Genomic DNA, 17,065 nt, shown 5'->3' with positions numbered 1-17,065 from the left:
AGCGTAGCGCGCTGCGGGTAAATCATTCGAAGGCCATCTTTAAAGTCAGTGAATTCAAGAGGTTCAAAAACGCCATGTTGCTGATGATCGATAACTACGACTCCTTTACCTACAACGTTGTGCAGTACCTCGGTGAGCTCGGCTCCCAGGTCAAAGTCGTGCGCAACGATGAGCTGACCATCGCTGAAATCGAAGCCCTCAACCCAGAGCGCATCGTGGTGTCCCCCGGTCCTTGCACCCCGACCGAAGCCGGGATCTCGATTGAAGCGATCAAGTATTTCGCCGGCAAACTGCCGATTCTTGGTGTCTGCCTCGGCCACCAGTCCATCGGCCAGGCCTTTGGCGGTGATGTGGTTCGTGCCCGTCAAGTGATGCACGGAAAGACTAGCCCGGTATTCCACGAGGACAAGGGCGTTTTCGAAGGCCTGAATCGCCCGCTGACGGTGACGCGCTATCATTCGCTGATCGTCAAGCGTGAAACCCTGCCCGATTGCCTGGAGCTCACCGCCTGGACCCAGCTTGAAGACGGTTCGGTCGACGAGATCATGGGCTTGCGCCACAAGACACTGAACATTGAAGGCGTGCAGTTCCACCCCGAGTCGATTCTCACCGAGCAGGGCCATGAGCTGTTCGCAAACTTCCTAAAACAAACCGGCGGCACGCGCTAAGGACTTTTCATGAATATCAAGACAGCCTTGGGCCGTATCGTCGATCACCTCGACCTCAGCACCGATGAGATGCGCGATGTGATGCGCGAAATCATGACTGGCCAATGCACGGATGCGCAGATCGGCGCTTTCATGATGGCCATGCGCATGAAGAGCGAAAGCATCGACGAAATCGTCGGCGCCGTGTCGGTCATGCGCGAGCTGGCGGACAAGGTCGAACTCAAGACCCTCGACGGCGTGGTTGATGTGGTCGGAACCGGCGGTGACGGTGCCAACATTTTCAACGTGTCGACTGCTTCTTCTTTCGTTGTTGCAGCAGCTGGTTGCACCGTGGCCAAGCACGGTAACCGTGCGGTGTCTGGCAAAAGCGGTAGCGCTGACCTGCTGGAAGCGGCGGGCATCTATCTGAACCTGACGCCTGTTCAGGTCGCACGTTGCATCGACAACGTCGGCATCGGATTCATGTTCGCCCAGACTCATCACCGCGCCATGAAGTACGCCGCCGGTCCGCGCAAGGAGCTTGGCCTGCGTACCCTGTTCAACATGCTCGGCCCGCTTACGAATCCGGCCGGTGTGAAGCATCAGGTAGTCGGCGTGTTCAACCATGCGTTGTGCCGGCCATTGGCTGAGGTCCTGCAGCGACTGGGCAGCAAGCACGTGCTGGTGGTGCATTCGAAGGATGGTCTGGACGAATTCAGCCTGGCCGCGCCGACCTTTGTGGCGGAATTGAAGAACGACCAGATCAGCGAATATTGGGTCGAGCCAGAAGACCTGGGCATGAAGAGCCAGAGCCTGCATGGCCTGGCCGTAGAAAGCCCGGAGGCCTCGCTGGAATTGATTCGCGATGCCTTGGGCAAACGCAAAACCGAAAGCGGTCAGAAAGCCGCCGAAATGATTATGCTCAATGCCGGTGCCGCGTTGTACGCCGCCGACCATGCAACCAGTTTGAAAGAAGGCGTTGCCCTGGCGCACGACGCGCTGCACACAGGCCTCGCTCGGGAGAAACTGGAGGAGTTGGGTGCTTTTACCGCGGTATTCAAAGTGGAGAATGAAGGATGAGTGTACCGACGGTTCTGGAAAACATTCTGGCGCGCAAAGTCCAGGAAGTCGCCGAGCGTAGCGCTCGTGTGAGCCTGGCCGAACTGGAAAGTCTGGCCAAGGCGGCCGATGCACCCCGTGGTTTTGCCCAGGCCTTGTTGGCGCAGGCCAAGCTCAAGCAGCCGGCGGTGATTGCCGAAATCAAGAAAGCTTCGCCGAGCAAAGGCGTGATCCGCGAGAACTTCGTTCCTGCCGACATCGCCAAGAGCTACGAGAAGGGTGGCGCGACGTGTTTGTCGGTGCTGACCGATATCGATTTTTTCCAGGGTGCCGATGCGTATCTGCAACAGGCCCGGTCGGCGTGCAAACTGCCGGTGATCCGCAAGGATTTCATGATCGATCCTTACCAGATCGTTGAAGCGCGGGCGCTGGGCGCCGATTGTGTATTGTTGATCGTCTCCGCGCTGGATGACGTGAAAATGGCCGAACTGGCTGCCGTGGCAAAAAGTGTCGGCCTTGATGTGCTGGTGGAAGTTCACGACGGCGACGAGCTGGAGCGGGCATTGAAAACCCTCGACACACCGCTGGTTGGCATCAATAACCGCAACCTGCACACCTTCGACGTCAGCCTGGAAACCACACTCGACCTGTTGCCGCGTATCCCTCGTGATCGTCTGGTGATTACCGAAAGTGGCATCCTCAACCGCGCCGATGTCGAGCTGATGGAAATCAGCGACGTGTATGCGTTCCTGGTCGGCGAGGCGTTCATGCGTGCTGAAAGTCCGGGGACTGAGTTGCAGCGACTGTTCTTTCCGGAGCGCGGTACTGCGGTGAGTGGTTCTACACTCGACTAATCAGGCTCAGACCGAGTCGACCCCATCGCGAGCAGGCACACTCCCACAGGTGATCTACTAACAACAGAGATCAAATGTGGGAGCGAGCCTGCTCGCGATGGCGGCATAAGTAGCACCTCAGACTTCAAGTCCAACGGAATACCTTATGACCTCAATCGTCTCTTTGACTGTCGAAGCCGGCCTGCAAGCCGAACAAGATTTGTTGGCGGCGGTCTGTGCCGGTGAATCGGAATTCGGACTGCTGTTCTGGCAACCCAATGACCGCGCACTGGTCATGCCCCGACGCCTGAATCGCTTACCCGGTTTCGAAGCGGCCTGCGAAGTCTCAGCTGCTGCCAGTTGGCCCGTGCTGTTGCGTGAAACCGGCGGCGAGCCGGTACCGCAATCAGCATCCACCATCAACATCGCACTGGTCTACGCACCACCGCGCAGTGAAGGTGACCAGAACCGCATCGAAACCGCCTATCGCCGTCTCTGCGATCCGATCTGTCAGTTGCTGGATGAGCTAGGTGGGGTGTCATCCCTCGGCGAAATCGATGGTGCATTCTGCGATGGCCGTTTCAACGTCAATCTGGATGGCCGCAAGATGGTCGGCACCGCTCAACGCTGGCGCCAAAGCAAGGGCGGCACGCGTCCGGTCGGTTTGGTGCACGGTGCGTTGTTGCTGGATAACGAGCGAGAATCGATGGTCTCGGCGGTCAATCGCTTCAATGAAGCCTGTGGTGTGGAACAGCGCGTTCGCGCCGAAAGCCATATCGCCTTGCATGAGAAGTTCGCCGCGCCCGATGCGCTCGGGCGGCTCGACGCGCTTTATCGCCAGTTGCTGGCAGACATGTTCAACGCTTAGCGCGTACCGAAGACCACCATGGTCTTGCCTTTGACGTCCACCAGGTTGCGTTCTTCCAGATCCTTGAGCACGCGACCGACCATCTCGCGCGAGCAGCCGACAATCCGGCCGATTTCCTGACGGGTCACTTTGATCTGCATGCCGTCCGGGTGGGTCATTGCGTCCGGCTGCTTGCAAAGTTCCAGCAGGCAACGGGCCACGCGACCTGTCACGTCGAAGAACGCCAGGTCACCGACCTTGCGTGTGGTATTGCGCAGACGCTGTGCGATTTGTCCGCTGAGCACGTAAAGAATGTCTGGATCTTGCTGGGACAGCTCACGGAATTTCGCGTAGCTGATTTCCGCGACCTCGCATTCGATCTTCGCGCGGACCCAAGCGCTGCGTGCCTGTTCCAGTCCGGCCTGTTCGAACAGGCCCAACTCCCCGAAAAAGTCCCCGGGGTTCAGGTAGGCGATGATCATTTCACGACCGTCGTCATCCTCGATCAGGATCGTGACCGAGCCTTTGATAATGAAGAACAGTGTTTCCGAGCGATCGCCCGCACAAATAATGTTGCTCTTGGCTGCATAACGACGGCGCTGGCAATGCATCAACAGCTTGTCGAGGTTTTTGATTTTGGGTATTGGGGTAATAGCAACCATGGTTGTATCCCGAAAAGACTTCACGGTGTGTGTTGGTTTTCTTGTGAGTCGCTGACAACGGTCGATGCAAAGCTGGCTATGCGCCAGTGAATTGGCGCCAGCTTAACAGACACTTCCTTCAAGATTCGAGAATTTACCTACGGCTTGGACACCTGCGTCCTAGGAAGGTGAAACGCTGTCAATCCGGGGCCCTGTGCTAAGCTGGCGACCCTTTTTTTAGACAGTGGAGTCTTGGCGATGAAGGCACGCATCCAATGGGCTGGCGAAGCCATGTTCCTCGGTGAATCCGGCAGCGGTCATGTCGTGGTCATGGACGGTCCGCCCGATGCCGGCGGTCGCAACCTGGGTGTCCGGCCGATGGAAATGCTCCTGCTGGGTGTCGGCGGTTGCAGCAATTTCGACGTGGTCAGCATCCTCAAGAAGTCCCGTCAGGCCGTCGAAAGCTGTGAAGCCTTCCTCGAAGCCGAGCGTGCGACCGAAGACCCTAAAGTCTTTACCAAAATTCATATGCATTTCGTGGTGAAGGGCCGCGGGCTGAAAGAAGCCCAGGTCAAGCGCGCCATCGAGTTGTCGGCAGAGAAGTATTGCTCGGCCTCGATCATGTTGGGTGCGGCAGGCGTTGTGATTACCCACGATTACGAGATCATCGAACTCGGTTGAGTCAGGCACAAAAAAGGCGACTCCCTCACGGCAGTCGCCTTTTGTATTATCTGAACACGAACCCTGTGGGAGCTGGCTTGCCTGCGAAGAGGCCCTTGCAGGCAGCCAAAGTATCAGATCCGATAAGTGCTCTTGGTCATCACCTTGGCCAGCAGGCTCATCCCGAACTTCACCGGCGCCGGAAAACGGAACCCTCCGGCATCCAGCGCACTTTCCGCGTGATGTTCTTCATCAATACGCATCTGCTCAAGAATCGCCCGGGACTTTTCGTCTTCAGCTGGCAATTGCTCAAGGTGTTCATTCAAGTGCTTGCATACTTGATGTTCGGTGGCGGCAACGAACCCCAGGCTGACTTTGTCGCTAATCAACCCGGCCACTGCGCCGATCCCGAACGACATGCCATAAAACAGCGGATTGAGAATGCTGGTGTGACTGCCCAACTGGTGAATGCGTTGCTCGCACCACACCAAATGGTCGATCTCTTCTTCGGCAGCATGCTCCATGGCGGCACGCACATGCGGGAGCTTGGCGGTCAGGGCTTGCCCTTGATACAGCGCCTGAGCGCAGACCTCGCCGGTATGGTTGATGCGCATCAGGCCGGCAACGTGCCGGGTGTCCTCATCGCTCAATTTCGCATCGGGCTGGACGATGGCTGGCGACGGACGGTAGGGCTGGCCGCTGAAGGGCAACAGAGTGCGCATGGCGGCATCGGCTTGCAGCAGAAGACGGTCAATCGGCGAGTAGTGACGTTGGGTAGTCATGCTGACCTCCGGGAAAAATCTCGGCGGCCAGTTTAACCCATTCGGCCGGGCAAGGTTTGAGCTGGGTCACGGGGGGAGTGGCTGGCCACTCCCTTGAAACCGTCTGCACTCAGCCCGGCGGCCAATGCATCTGGCGCTGACCCAGCACGTGCATATGAATGTGATAGACAGTCTGCCCCCCTTCTTCATTGCAGTTCATGACAACGCGGAAACCTTTTTCGCAACCCAGTTCCAGCGCCAGACGCTGCGCGGTGAACAGGATGTGCCCGGCCAATGCCTTGTCTTCCTCAGTGAGGTCGTTGAGGGTGCGTACGGGTTTTTTCGGGATGACCAGAAAATGCACCGGTGCCTGTGGGGCGATATCGTGGAAGGCCAGTACCTGGTCGTCCTCGTAAATGATCTTCGCCGGGATTTCCCGGTTGATGATCTTGGTGAACAGAGTATCCACAGCTGTTTTCTCCGTTGTTTTGGCTGGCCTGAGTGTACCCATGGTTTTACCGTAGGACCATTCAGCGTGGGCAGTAAACCTTGTTGACCATGCCAGCGATTGTCCGGTTTAACCAGCGAGAGCCGAATCGCGGCAGAAAGGCGCGCCAACGGTTGCGTCGGCCCGGAATAATGATCGCGCGATTTTTCTCCAGCGCGCGCACGGTATACAGCGCCACTTCCTCGGGACTCATCAGCATTTTGCTGTCGGCCAGTTTGCTGGTGTCCAATTGCGCTGTACGGAAAAAGCCGGTGCGTGTCGGACCGGGGCAGAGCACTGAGACCTTGACTGCGCATTTCTTCAGTTCGACGCGCAAGCCTTCGGAAAAATGCAGCACATACGCTTTGCTGGCGTAATAGGTGCTCATCCACGGGCCGGGCAGAAACGCGGCGACCGAGGCAACATTGAGGATTTGCCCGCCACCCTGTAAGGCCATGCTGTTCCCGATGGCGTGGCAGAGGCGGGTGAGGGCCAGAATGTTCACTTCGATCAGGTCTTGCTCGGTCATCCAGTCTTGAGCGAGAAAAGGACCGCAGGTCCCCATGCCAGCGCAGTTCACCAGCAAATCAATTTGACGGTCGCCTTCCTCCAGTTCCAGCAGAAACCCCGACAGCCGAAGCGGCTCGCCGAGGTCACAGGCACGGAAAAGCACCTCCACGCCAAAACGTTGAGTCAGTTCAATCGCAATACTTTCCAGCTGATCACGTTGTCGGGCCACCAGAATCAGGCTGCGGCCACGCCGGGCCAGCGCTTCGGCCATCGCCAGGCCGATGCCGCTGGAAGCGCCGGTGATCAGAGCGTAACGGGTCATGCAGTTCTCCATCGCAACAGCTCCGCGCCGCGACGCAGGTGTCACGGGCGGGGAGCGCTGTTTATTCTTTCGCAGAGTCTACAGGGGACGGGGCTTCTTCGGCTTGATCGTCTGCAGAATCCGGTGCGGTTTCGGTCGCTTCGGCCGGCTCGACTTCAATCTCGTCGGTCGTCACCGAGCTGCTGTCATAGCTGCTTTCAGTGGCGCTTTCATACTCTTGCTCAATCGCAGTAAAACCGCCGGACAGCGCCGACACTACGACGATGGCGATAAACACGACCCATAACGAAGACAGTACTTTGACGGCAGTGCTGTTGGGCGGTGGTGGCGGACCGTAGCGATTTGCGATGTTGGTGCCAGGGACGACCATGATCACGAACGGAAAGAGGCTGCCCACGAACGGGACAAAGTTCAACAACCAAAGCCACCCGGACCAGCCGATGTCGTGCAAACGCTGCACGCTGATCAGAATGCTGACGACCACGACGGCGATGAACAGGATCAGCGCCACGAGGCCACCGCCAATCAGGCCGGCAGTCGAGTCTGCGCTGATCAGGGCAATGGCGAAAACGGCGAGTGCCGATCCGACACCCAGCATCACAAGGGTCAGGACCATCATCCACGCGAGATACCGCAAGCGACCGATACGCCCTTCGACGCTGAACGGCTTGAGCGTGGCTAACGCGGGCAGGCTTTCTCCGACGCTGGCCTGAGGCGGAGCGTAAGGTGACACCGGGTCGACGAAAACAGGTTGGGCCTTGGCGGGAAGGTGTTCGTGAGCCTCGGTCAGGTTCAGCTCAATGGACGATTCGCTTTCGATCCGCGCATTGATGCCGGTTTTCGTCAGTGCCTGAAGGTAGGTTTGCGCCTCTACTTGCGACAAACCTTGTTTGAGCGTGACGGTCTTGCCTGTGAACAGCCGCTCGATCGCTGTGACTTCGCTTTTGTACAGCGCGGCGAGATTTTGTTTAGCTGTAGTGAGGTCAACACCTGGCAGCAGAGCTCCGTCGAACACGATCTTGAAACGGTTTTCGCTCATTGCGAGGCATCCTTGTCGCGAGTGTTTGAATTAGAACGGCTTGCAGGCATGGATGAAGTGTAGGGCCAGCCGGACGGGGCTGGCCAAAACTTTCATCTCAGCGCGGCCAGCGTTTTGGCAGTTGTGCCGCCAATTCCAGTGCCTTGCGATATTCCGCGTCCAGCCGTGCGACCAATTGATCGACACTCGGCAGATCATCGATTTCCCCGACGCCCTGGCCCGCAGACCACACGGTTTTCCAGGCCTTGGCTTCATCGCTGATCGGTTTGAGTTTGGAACCAAAGTTGACCTCACCCTTGTTTTGCAGGGCTGCCATGTCGAAACCTGCAGCTTCCAGGCTCTGACGCATGAAACTCGCCGGTACGCCGGACACTGCTGGAGTATGGACGATGTCCGCCGCCCTTGAAGTCAGCAGCATCTCCTTGTAGGCGTCAGGCGCATGACTTTCAGTGGTGCCGATAAATCGTGTACCGAAGTAGGCCAAATCCGCACCCAGCAATTGCGCCGCAAGAATCTCGTGGCCATGGTTCAGGCAGCCGGCCAGCAGCAGGGTTTTGTCGAAAAACTGGCGAATTTCGGCAATCAGCGAGAATGGGCTCCAGGTGCCCGCATGTCCGCCAGCGCCTGCGGCCACTGCTATCAAGCCGTCCACGCCGGCCTCGGCGGCTTTTTCGGCATGGCGGCGAGTCGTCACGTCGTGAAACACCAAACCGCCGTAGCCATGCACGGCGTCGACCACTTCTTTCACGGCGCCCAGGCTTGTGATCACAATCGGCACTTTGTGCTCGATGCAGATCTCCAAATCCGCTTTTAGGCGTGGGTTGCTGTTGTGGACAATCAGATTGACCGCAAAAGGCGCCGGGTTCTCCAGTGTCGCCAAACCTGCTTCGATCTCTTCCAGCCAGGCCTTGAAACCGCTGCTCTCGCGCTGGTTCAGCGCGGGGAAACTGCCGACCACGCCATTACGGCAGCAGGCAAGCACCAATTGCGGATTGGAAATCAGGAACATCGGCGCAGCCACCACGGGCAGACGCAAACGTTGTTCGAGCAGAGCGGGCAGCGACATTGGAAATACCCCCGTTGAGTTGTGTTTATTGACGTTAGAACGGCCGAACCACGACCAGAATTACGATAGCCAGCAATATCAGAACCGGGACTTCATTGAACCAGCGATAAAAGACATGGCTGCGGGTGTTTTCGCCACGGGCAAAACGCTTCACCTGCGCGCCGCACATGTGGTGGTAGCCGATCAGGATTACAACCAGCGTTAGTTTGGCGTGAATCCATCCGCCCTGACTGAAGATGCTCGGATTGAGGTAGATCAGCGCGATGCCGAAAATCAGGGTGGCGATCATCGCCGGGCCCATGATGCCGCGATACAGTTTGCGCTCCATAATGCTGAAGCGTTCCTTGCTGACGGTGTCTTCACTTTGCGCGTGATAAACGAACAGGCGCGGCAGGTAGAACAGGCCGGCAAACCAGCAGACCATGCTGACGATGTGAAGCGCTTTGAGCCACAGATAGAGCATTTTAGTTATTCCCAGGTTCACGGTAGCCCGGATAGTAGAGGCTTGAGCGGCCGCACGTCACCTTGCCGGTTGTCGCAGGACGATACGCACCCTATTATCGACGGCTTTCCAGTGGGTTCGTTGAGGGCAGGTTTATGGTCAAGGTCGGAATCGTCGGCGGCACGGGTTACACCGGTGTCGAACTGCTGCGTCTGTTGGCACAGCATCCGCAAGCTGAAGTGGTAGTGATCACTTCCCGATCCGAGGCTGGCCTGGCCGTGGCCGACATGTACCCGAACCTGCGAGGCCACTATGACGGCTTGGCGTTCAGCGTTCCGGACATCAAGACGTTGGGTGCCTGTGATGTGGTGTTCTTCGCCACCCCTCACGGTGTTGCTCATGCACTGGCCGGCGAGCTGCTGGCGGCCGGAACCAAGGTCATCGACCTGTCGGCGGACTTCCGTCTGCAAAACGCCGCAGAGTGGGCCAAGTGGTACGGCCAGCCACACGGTGCTCCGGAACTGCTCGAAGAAGCGGTCTACGGCCTGCCGGAAGTCAATCGTGAGCAGATCAAGGATGCTCGCTTGATCGCCGTTCCGGGTTGCTACCCGACTGCTACGCAATTGGGTTTCCTGCCCTTGCTCGAAGCCGGTCTGGCCGACACCACTCGTTTGATCGCTGACTGCAAATCCGGCGTCAGCGGTGCGGGGCGTGGTGCCTCTGTAGGATCGCTGTACTCCGAGACATCCGAAAGCATGAAGGCTTACTCGGTCAAAGGTCACCGTCACTTGCCGGAAATCCGCCAGGGGCTGCGTCGCGCAGCGGGCAAGGATGTCGGACTGACGTTCGTTCCGCACCTGACGCCAATGATTCGTGGCATTCACTCGACGCTTTACGCGACCGTCGTGGATCGTTCGGTCGATCTGCAAGCGTTGTTTGAAAAACGCTACGCCAGCGAACCGTTCGTCGATGTGATGCCTGCCGGTAGCCATCCTGAAACCCGCAGCGTGCGTGGTGCCAACGTGTGCCGTATTGCCGTGCATCGTCCACAGGATGGAGATCTGGTGGTGGTGCTGTCGGTGATCGACAACCTGGTCAAAGGCGCGTCGGGCCAGGCGGTGCAGAATATGAACATTCTGTTTGGTCTGGATGAGCGCTTGGGCTTGTCCCACGCAGGTATGCTGCCGTAAGGCTCTAGCCCGCACAGCAAAAAGGCCCACTCAGTGGGCCTTTTTGCATTCTGGTCTGGCGATTTGCTTGATTGATATACCGTAACAATAGTTGACCGCTTTTCTAGGACAAGCGGATAATGCGCGTCATCACGCATTATGGCGGCGTAACGCCGGGAGATAGTCAGCATGAGCGTCGAATCCTTCACCCCCACGGCTTTGCAATTCACCCACGGTGCCGCGCACAAGGTGAAGAGCCTGGTCGATGAAGAGGGGAATGATCGCTTGAAGCTGCGCGTATTCGTTACGGGCGGCGGTTGTTCAGGTTTTCAGTACGGCTTTACCTTCGATGAAGAAGTGGCCGATGACGACACCATCGTCGAACGCGAAGGCGTGAGCCTGGTGGTGGATCCGATGAGCTTCCAGTACCTGGCAGGTGCCGAGGTGGATTATCAGGAAGGTCTGGAAGGTTCGCGCTTCGTGATCAAGAATCCGAACGCCAGCACTACTTGTGGCTGCGGCTCTTCGTTTTCGATCTGATCGCACTTCAGCGCAATGCAAAACGCCGCAGAACCTCATGGGTTGTGCGGCGTTTTGCTGTCTGGCGTTTACGCGGGGTAGATAGCGCCGAGTACGCGCAGGCCGCTGGCGCCGGTGACGCTAGGGCGATTGGCGGCGATGCCTTCGAGACAGCAATGAGCTAGCCAGGCGAATGCCATGGCTTCAACCCAGTCAGGGTCTATACCATGAGTGGCGGTACTGCTGACTTTCGCATTTGGCATTAAGTCGGCCAAGCGCTTCATCAGCGCGACGTTGTGTGCGCCGCCGCCACAAACCAGCACTTCCTGAGTGTCCGATTGGGCGTGTTGCAGTGACTCGACGATGGTCAGTGCGCTGAGCTCAAGCAGGGTTGCTTGCACATCTTCGGCGGCGAAGGTCGGTAGTTTCGTGAGGTGCTGTGTCAGCCACGGCAGGTTGAACACTTCGCGGCCGGTACTTTTGGGGCCTTTGGTTACGAAGAAAGGATCACTCAGCAGTTCATTCAGCAGTGCCGGTTCGACGTTGCCGCTGGCAGCCCATTGGCCGTCACGGTCAAAGTTGTCGCCGCGTTGCTGATGGATCCAGGCATCCAGCAGCACATTGCCCGGACCGCAGTCGAAACCCGCAACGGGTTTGCCGGGTTCGATCAGGCTGAGATTGCTGAATCCGCCAATGTTCAACACTGCGCGATGACCGGTTCGTTCATCAAACAAGGCTTCGTGGAAGGCTGGAACCAGTGGTGCACCTTGCCCGCCAGCAGCAACATCACGGCTGCGGAAATCACTGACCACAGTGATGCCGGTCAACTCGGTCAGCAGGGCGGGGTTGCCGATCTGCACCGTGAAGCCGCGTGCTGGCTCGTGACGAATAGTCTGGCCGTGGCTACCAATAGCGCGAATGTTTTCGGGCTTCAGGTTTTGTTGAGCAAGCAGGGTATGAATGCCCTGGGCAGCCAGTTTTACCCAGTTTTGTTGGGCGATGGCAGAGCGGGCAATCTCGTCCGGGCCGCTGGCGCACAAGCCAAGCAGCTCGGTGCGCAGGGATTCAGGCATGGGAATGTAGTGCGTGGCGATCAGCTTGATCGCCGGCGAAAGCTCGACCAGAGCGATGTCCAGGCCATCAAGACTGGTTCCGGACATCACACCTATATAGAGCGTCATGGATTAGCGCTTGCTCGAAGCCAGCAGGGTGGACTTCTCTTGTTCCATGCGCGCCATCAACGGTTGGCTCTGTGCGAGGAATCGCGAGCGTTCGGCCTTGGCGATAGGATCGGCCATCGGCAGCTTCTGGCCCAGTGGATCGACGTGAACGCCATTGACCTGGAACTCATAGTGCAAGTGCGGGCCGGTGGAGAGCCCGGTGGTGCCGATGTAGCCGATGACCTGGCCCTGTTTGACCGTGCCGCCGGTCTTTACGCCTTTGGCGAAGCCTTGCATGTGGCCATACAACGTGGTGTAGGTGGCGCCGTGCTGGATGACCACGGTGTTGCCATAACCACCACGACGCCCCGCCAGTAGTACCTTACCGTCACCGGCGGCCTTGATCGGAGTGCCGCGGGGTGCTGCATAGTCGACACCTTTGTGAGCGCGAATCTTGTTCAGGATCGGGTGCTTTCGCCCCATGGAGAATTTCGAACTGATGCGGGCGAAGTCAACCGGGGTACGGATGAACGCTTTACGCATGCTGTTGCCGTCAGCCGTGTAGTAACTGGCGTTGCCCTGTTTGTTGGTGTAGCGGATGGCGGTATAGGTCTTGCCACGGTTGGTGAACCGCGCGGAAAGTATCGGGCCGTTGCCGACTGCCTTGCCGTTGACGACTTTCTGCTCGTAGATCACATCGAATTCGTCACCCGGGCGAATATCCTGGGCGAAGTCGACGTCGTAGCCAAACACGCTGGCCATGTCCATGGTCAGGCTGTGGGAGAGCCCGGCGCGAGCAGCGGATTGCGACAGCGAACTGTTGATGACCCCATGTACGTAGGCAGAGCGCACGGTGGGCTTGGCGGTGACGCGGTTGAACACATAACCCTTGTCATTCTTGGTCAGACTAATGCTTTCGAGGTCGCTGAGCTTGCTGTGCAGGTTGGTCAGCTGGCCTTCTGGGTTTAGTTCGAATTCGAGCTTCTGACCATGTTTCAGCTGGCTGAATTGTTTGGCTTGCTTGTCGCTGGCCAGGATCTCATGCACCGATGTGGCCGGGAGGCCGACTTTTCCAAACAGAGTGGACAGCGTATCGCCTTTGGTAACGATCACTTCCCTGTGGCTTGGAGACTTCTTTTCTTCAACCGCAGGCGCGGCTTGAGCGGTTTCCTGCGGTTCTTCGGTGCTGTTTTCGATCTGCGCGAAAGGGGAGACTACAGGTTCATTTGTGGCTTGAGCGGCTTCAGCTGCGTCTTGGTCTTGTGACAGTTGTTCAGCAGGGCTTTCCAGTTCAAGACTCAGGGTGGTCTTTTTGGCTTCAACATCGCTGGAAGGGAATACCAGAAGCGCCAGGCTCAGCAGGGCGGCGATGCCACTTGCTGCGAGCAGGTGGGTCTTCGGGTAAAGCGGCGGCGCTTTAGACGATTCTTTGGTCATAAGTGATTTTTGACTTTGAAAAAGATGAATTGGAAAAGATGAATGACATGATGAAGATGAAATAACTGTATAAAATATAACCAAATCATCCCTGAAGCAAGTCCACGGACACTCTGCTGTCAGATTGGCGTCATTGCGCCGGCCAAACTTTGTATTTGACGCGTGATCTTGTATGGTTGGTCCCCTTTGAATTCGAGTCTTGCGGGTCTGTTATGAAGTCGGTTGAAGAACAGCTAGCGCTGATTAAACGTGGTGCGGAAGAACTGTTGGTCGAGTCCGAGCTGATCGAGAAGCTCAAGCGTGGCCAGCCGCTACGTATTAAGGCTGGCTTCGATCCGACCGCGCCGGATTTGCACCTGGGGCACACCGTGCTTATTAATAAGCTGCGTCAGTTCCAGGAGTTGGGGCATCAGGTGATCTTCCTTATCGGTGACTTCACCGGGATGATCGGTGACCCGAGCGGTAAGAGCGCGACACGTCCGCCGCTTACCCGTGAGCAGGTTCTCGAGAATGCCGAGACCTACAAGAGTCAGGTCTTCAAAATTCTTGATCCAGCAAAAACCGAAGTTGCGTTCAACTCCACCTGGATGGATCAGATGGTGCCGGCGGACTTCATTCGCCTGACATCGCAGTACACGGTTGCTCGCATGCTTGAGCGAGACGACTTCGATAAGCGCTACACGACCAATCAGCCAATTGCTATTCACGAGTTCCTCTATCCGCTGGTACAGGGTTACGACTCGGTGGCGTTGCGTGCGGATGTCGAACTGGGCGGTACCGATCAGAAGTTCAATCTGTTGATGGGGCGCGAGCTGCAGCGCGGGTACGGTCAAGAGCCTCAGTGCATTCTGACAATGCCGTTGCTCGAAGGTCTGGATGGTGTGAAGAAGATGTCCAAGTCCCTGGGCAACTACGTCGGTATTCAGGAAGCTCCGGGTGTCATGTACAGCAAGCTGGTTTCCATTCCGGATGCGTTGATGTGGCGCTACTTTGAGCTGCTTAGCTTCCGTTCCATGGATGAGATCAATGCATTCCGTGCGGATGTCGAGGCTGGTGCGAACCCGCGTGACATCAAGATCAAGCTGGCAGAAGAGATTGTTGCGCGTTTTCATGGGGAGGAGGCCGCGGCCAATGCTCACCGTGGGGCGGGCAATCGTATGAAAGAAGGCGAGCTGCCAGATGATCTCCCGGAAATCGAATTGACTGCTGCCGAAGATATGCCGATTGCGGCTGTTCTTAATAAAGCAGGGTTGGTGAAGAATTCGGCGGGTGCGCGTGATCTATTGAATTCTGGCGGTGTGCGTATAGATGGTGAGGTGGTTGATCGCACCTTTATATACGTACTGGGCGCAACGCACGTTTGCCAGGCCGGCAAGAAGTCCTTTGCTCGTATTACGCTGAAATCCGAGTAAAGCTGCAAACAGTGCTTGACGGCAGATCCTGGATGTCTATAATTCGCCCCACTTCCGGCGCAGTCGAAACGGAAAACTCCTTGGTAAACAAAGAGTTATGCAGTTTCCGGCAGCAAGCGGCTTCAGGTCATCGAAGCCCGAAAGGAGTTGAAAAAGAGGTGTTGACAGCAGCGTGTAACGCTGTAGAATTCGCCTCCCGCTGACGAGAGATCGAAAGCGCAAGTGGTTGAAGTTACAAAGGAAACTTTGAACGCTTCTGAAAATAACCGCTTGACAGCAACAGAGGCTGCTGTAGAATGCGCGCCTCGGTTGAGACGAAAGATCTTAACCAACCGCTCTTTAACAACTGAATCAAGCAATTCGTGTGGGTGCTTGTGGAGTCAGACTGATAGTCAACAAGATTATCAGCATCACAAGTTACTCCGCGAGAAATCAAAGATGTAACCAACGATTGCTGAGCCAAGTTTAGGGTTTCTTAAAAACCCAAAGATGTTTGAACTGAAGAGTTTGATCATGGCTCAGATTGAACGCTGGCGGCAGGCCTAACACATGCAAGTCGAGCGGTAGAGAGAAGCTTGCTTCTCTTGAGAGCGGCGGACGGGTGAGTAATGCCTAGGAATCTGCCTGGTAGTGGGGGATAACGTTCGGAAACGAACGCTAATACCGCATACGTCCTACGGGAGAAAGCAGGGGACCTTCGGGCCTTGCGCTATCAGATGAGCCTAGGTCGGATTAGCTAGTTGGTGAGGTAATGGCTCACCAAGGCGACGATCCGTAACTGGTCTGAGAGGATGATCAGTCACACTGGAACTGAGACACGGTCCAGACTCCTACGGGAGGCAGCAGTGGGGAATATTGGACAATGGGCGAAAGCCTGATCCAGCCATGCCGCGTGTGTGAAGAAGGTCTTCGGATTGTAAAGCACTTTAAGTTGGGAGGAAGGGCAGTAACCTAATACGTTGCTGTCTTGACGTTACCGACAGAATAAGCACCGGCTAACTCTGTGCCAGCAGCCGCGGTAATACAGAGGGTGCAAGCGTTAATCGGAATTACTGGGCGTAAAGCGCGCGTAGGTGGTTCGTTAAGTTGGATGTGAAAGCCCCGGGCTCAACCTGGGAACTGCATTCAAAACTGACGAGCTAGAGTATGGTAGAGGGTGGTGGAATTTCCTGTGTAGCGGTGAAATGCGTAGATATAGGAAGGAACACCAGTGGCGAAGGCGACCACCTGGACTGATACTGACACTGAGGTGCGAAAGCGTGGGGAGCAAACAGGATTAGATACCCTGGTAGTCCACGCCGTAAACGATGTCAACTAGCCGTTGGGAGCCTTGAGCTCTTAGTGGCGCAGCTAACGCATTAAGTTGACCGCCTGGGGAGTACGGCCGCAAGGTTAAAACTCAAATGAATTGACGGGGGCCCGCACAAGCGGTGGAGCATGTGGTTTAATTCGAAGCAACGCGAAGAACCTTACCAGGCCTTGACATCCAATGAACTTTCCAGAGATGGATTGGTGCCTTCGGGAACATTGAGACAGGTGCTGCATGGCTGTCGTCAGCTCGTGTCGTGAGATGTTGGGTTAAGTCCCGTAACGAGCGCAACCCTTGTCCTTAGTTACCAGCACGTTATGGTGGGCACTCTAAGGAGACTGCCGGTGACAAACCGGAGGAAGGTGGGGATGACGTCAAGTCATCATGGCCCTTACGGCCTGGGCTACACACGTGCTACAATGGTCGGTACAGAGGGTTGCCAAACCGCGAGGTGGAGCTAATCCCAGAAAACCGATCGTAGTCCGGATCGCAGTCTGCAACTCGACTGCGTGAAGTCGGAATCGCTAGTAATCGCGAATCAGAATGTCGCGGTGAATACGTTCCCGGGCCTTGTACACACCGCCCGTCACACCATGGGAGTGGGTTGCACCAGAAGTAGCTAGTCTAACCTTCGGGAGGACGGTTACCACGGTGTGATTCATGACTGGGGTGAAGTCGTAACAAGGTAGCCGTAGGGGAACCTGCGGCTGGATCACCTCCTTAATCGACGACATCAGCTGCTCCA

General features: G+C 56.8%; 17 protein-coding genes and 1 rRNA gene. 9 read left to right on the top strand and 9 right to left on the bottom strand.

From position 1 onward, the window contains the following. The first annotated feature begins 74 nt into the window (after window positions 1-74). From AC3ISI_RS26255 to AC3ISI_RS26240, 4 genes are all read left to right on the top strand, one after another. Window positions 75-668 carry an aminodeoxychorismate/anthranilate synthase component II gene (locus AC3ISI_RS26255; protein ID WP_489334422.1) on the top strand — a complete coding sequence of 198 codons (594 nt, stop codon included), beginning with the start codon at window positions 75-77 and terminating at the stop codon, window positions 666-668. A 9-nt stretch (window positions 669-677) separates the two neighbouring features. Next, the gene (gene trpD / locus AC3ISI_RS26250; RefSeq protein WP_489334421.1) at window positions 678-1,727 is read left to right on the top strand and encodes an anthranilate phosphoribosyltransferase; all 1,050 of its coding nucleotides are present in this window, start codon (window positions 678-680) and stop codon (window positions 1,725-1,727) included. Further along, window positions 1,724-2,560 carry an indole-3-glycerol phosphate synthase TrpC gene (trpC, locus tag AC3ISI_RS26245; RefSeq protein ID WP_489334420.1) on the top strand — a complete coding sequence of 279 codons (837 nt, stop codon included), beginning with the start codon at window positions 1,724-1,726 and terminating at the stop codon, window positions 2,558-2,560. Before trpD ends, trpC begins: the two co-directional genes overlap by 4 nt. Before the next feature lie 145 nt (window positions 2,561-2,705). After that, the gene (locus AC3ISI_RS26240; protein WP_489334419.1) at window positions 2,706-3,407 is read left to right on the top strand and encodes a lipoate--protein ligase family protein; all 702 of its coding nucleotides are present in this window, start codon (window positions 2,706-2,708) and stop codon (window positions 3,405-3,407) included. Here the strand turns inward: AC3ISI_RS26240 and crp are convergent. Next, window positions 3,404-4,048, bottom strand: a complete 645-nt coding sequence (gene crp, locus AC3ISI_RS26235) for a cAMP-activated global transcriptional regulator CRP (protein WP_489334418.1) — start codon at window positions 4,046-4,048, stop codon at window positions 3,404-3,406. The genes AC3ISI_RS26240 and crp overlap by 4 nt on opposite strands. 237 nt (window positions 4,049-4,285) lie before the next feature. Between crp and AC3ISI_RS26230 the strand changes: the two genes are divergently transcribed. Next, window positions 4,286-4,708 (top strand): OsmC family protein, encoded by a 423-nt coding sequence (locus AC3ISI_RS26230; protein WP_030130026.1) that lies wholly within the window; start codon window positions 4,286-4,288, stop codon window positions 4,706-4,708. A 113-nt stretch (window positions 4,709-4,821) separates the two neighbouring features. Here AC3ISI_RS26230 and coq7 read toward each other — a convergent pair whose 3' ends face one another. The 6 genes from coq7 to hemJ all read right to left on the bottom strand — a co-directional run bounded on the left by coq7 (window position 4,822) and on the right by hemJ (window position 9,335). Beyond that, window positions 4,822-5,469, bottom strand: coding sequence for a 2-polyprenyl-3-methyl-6-methoxy-1,4-benzoquinone monooxygenase (gene coq7 / locus AC3ISI_RS26225; RefSeq protein WP_027926752.1), 648 nt, complete (start codon window positions 5,467-5,469; stop codon window positions 4,822-4,824). 109 nt (window positions 5,470-5,578) lie between these two features. After that, on the bottom strand, window positions 5,579-5,917 hold the full coding sequence (locus AC3ISI_RS26220; protein ID WP_007947975.1) for a histidine triad nucleotide-binding protein: 339 nt from the start codon (window positions 5,915-5,917) through the stop codon (window positions 5,579-5,581). A gap of 61 nt (window positions 5,918-5,978) precedes the next feature. Then, entirely contained in the window at window positions 5,979-6,767 is a 789-nt protein-coding gene (locus AC3ISI_RS26215) for an SDR family NAD(P)-dependent oxidoreductase (protein ID WP_489334417.1), read from the bottom strand. A gap of 61 nt (window positions 6,768-6,828) precedes the next feature. After that, window positions 6,829-7,806: a DUF805 domain-containing protein gene (locus tag AC3ISI_RS26210; RefSeq protein ID WP_489334416.1), complete on the bottom strand. Its 978-nt coding sequence runs from the start codon at window positions 7,804-7,806 to the stop codon at window positions 6,829-6,831. 97 nt (window positions 7,807-7,903) lie between these two features. After that, window positions 7,904-8,872 carry an NAD(P)H-dependent flavin oxidoreductase gene (locus AC3ISI_RS26205; protein WP_489334415.1) on the bottom strand — a complete coding sequence of 323 codons (969 nt, stop codon included), beginning with the start codon at window positions 8,870-8,872 and terminating at the stop codon, window positions 7,904-7,906. 34 nt (window positions 8,873-8,906) lie between these two features. After that, window positions 8,907-9,335: a protoporphyrinogen oxidase HemJ gene (gene hemJ, locus AC3ISI_RS26200; protein WP_489334414.1), complete on the bottom strand. Its 429-nt coding sequence runs from the start codon at window positions 9,333-9,335 to the stop codon at window positions 8,907-8,909. Between the two features lie 134 nt (window positions 9,336-9,469). On the opposite strand from hemJ, the gene argC reads away from it, so the two are divergent. Together argC and erpA are read left to right on the top strand one after the other, a co-directional pair. Further along, window positions 9,470-10,504: an N-acetyl-gamma-glutamyl-phosphate reductase gene (gene argC, locus AC3ISI_RS26195; protein ID WP_489334413.1), complete on the top strand. Its 1,035-nt coding sequence runs from the start codon at window positions 9,470-9,472 to the stop codon at window positions 10,502-10,504. A gap of 168 nt (window positions 10,505-10,672) precedes the next feature. Continuing rightward, window positions 10,673-11,023, top strand: a complete 351-nt coding sequence (gene erpA / locus AC3ISI_RS26190) for an iron-sulfur cluster insertion protein ErpA (RefSeq protein ID WP_007947969.1) — start codon at window positions 10,673-10,675, stop codon at window positions 11,021-11,023. Between the two features lie 68 nt (window positions 11,024-11,091). Here erpA and AC3ISI_RS26185 read toward each other — a convergent pair whose 3' ends face one another. Together AC3ISI_RS26185 and AC3ISI_RS26180 are read right to left on the bottom strand one after the other, a co-directional pair. Next, complete coding sequence (locus AC3ISI_RS26185) at window positions 11,092-12,183, bottom strand: anhydro-N-acetylmuramic acid kinase (RefSeq protein ID WP_489334412.1); 1,092 nt, start codon at window positions 12,181-12,183, stop codon at window positions 11,092-11,094. Window positions 12,184-12,186: 3 nt separating this feature from the next. Next, entirely contained in the window at window positions 12,187-13,599 is a 1,413-nt protein-coding gene (locus tag AC3ISI_RS26180; protein WP_489334411.1) for a peptidoglycan DD-metalloendopeptidase family protein, read from the bottom strand. 212 nt (window positions 13,600-13,811) lie between these two features. Here AC3ISI_RS26180 and tyrS point away from each other — a divergent pair, with 212 nt between their 5' ends. Next, window positions 13,812-15,011, top strand: a complete 1,200-nt coding sequence (tyrS, locus tag AC3ISI_RS26175; RefSeq protein ID WP_489334410.1) for a tyrosine--tRNA ligase — start codon at window positions 13,812-13,814, stop codon at window positions 15,009-15,011. Between the two features lie 495 nt (window positions 15,012-15,506). After that, window positions 15,507-17,043: ribosomal RNA gene (locus tag AC3ISI_RS26170) — 16S ribosomal RNA — on the top strand. Window positions 17,044-17,065 lie beyond the last annotated feature (22 nt).

Source organism: Pseudomonas sp. GL_139_B, from assembly GCF_057834475.1.
The sequence above is the reverse complement of the archived record's forward strand: the minus strand, read 5'-3'. Positions and strand labels throughout refer to the sequence as shown.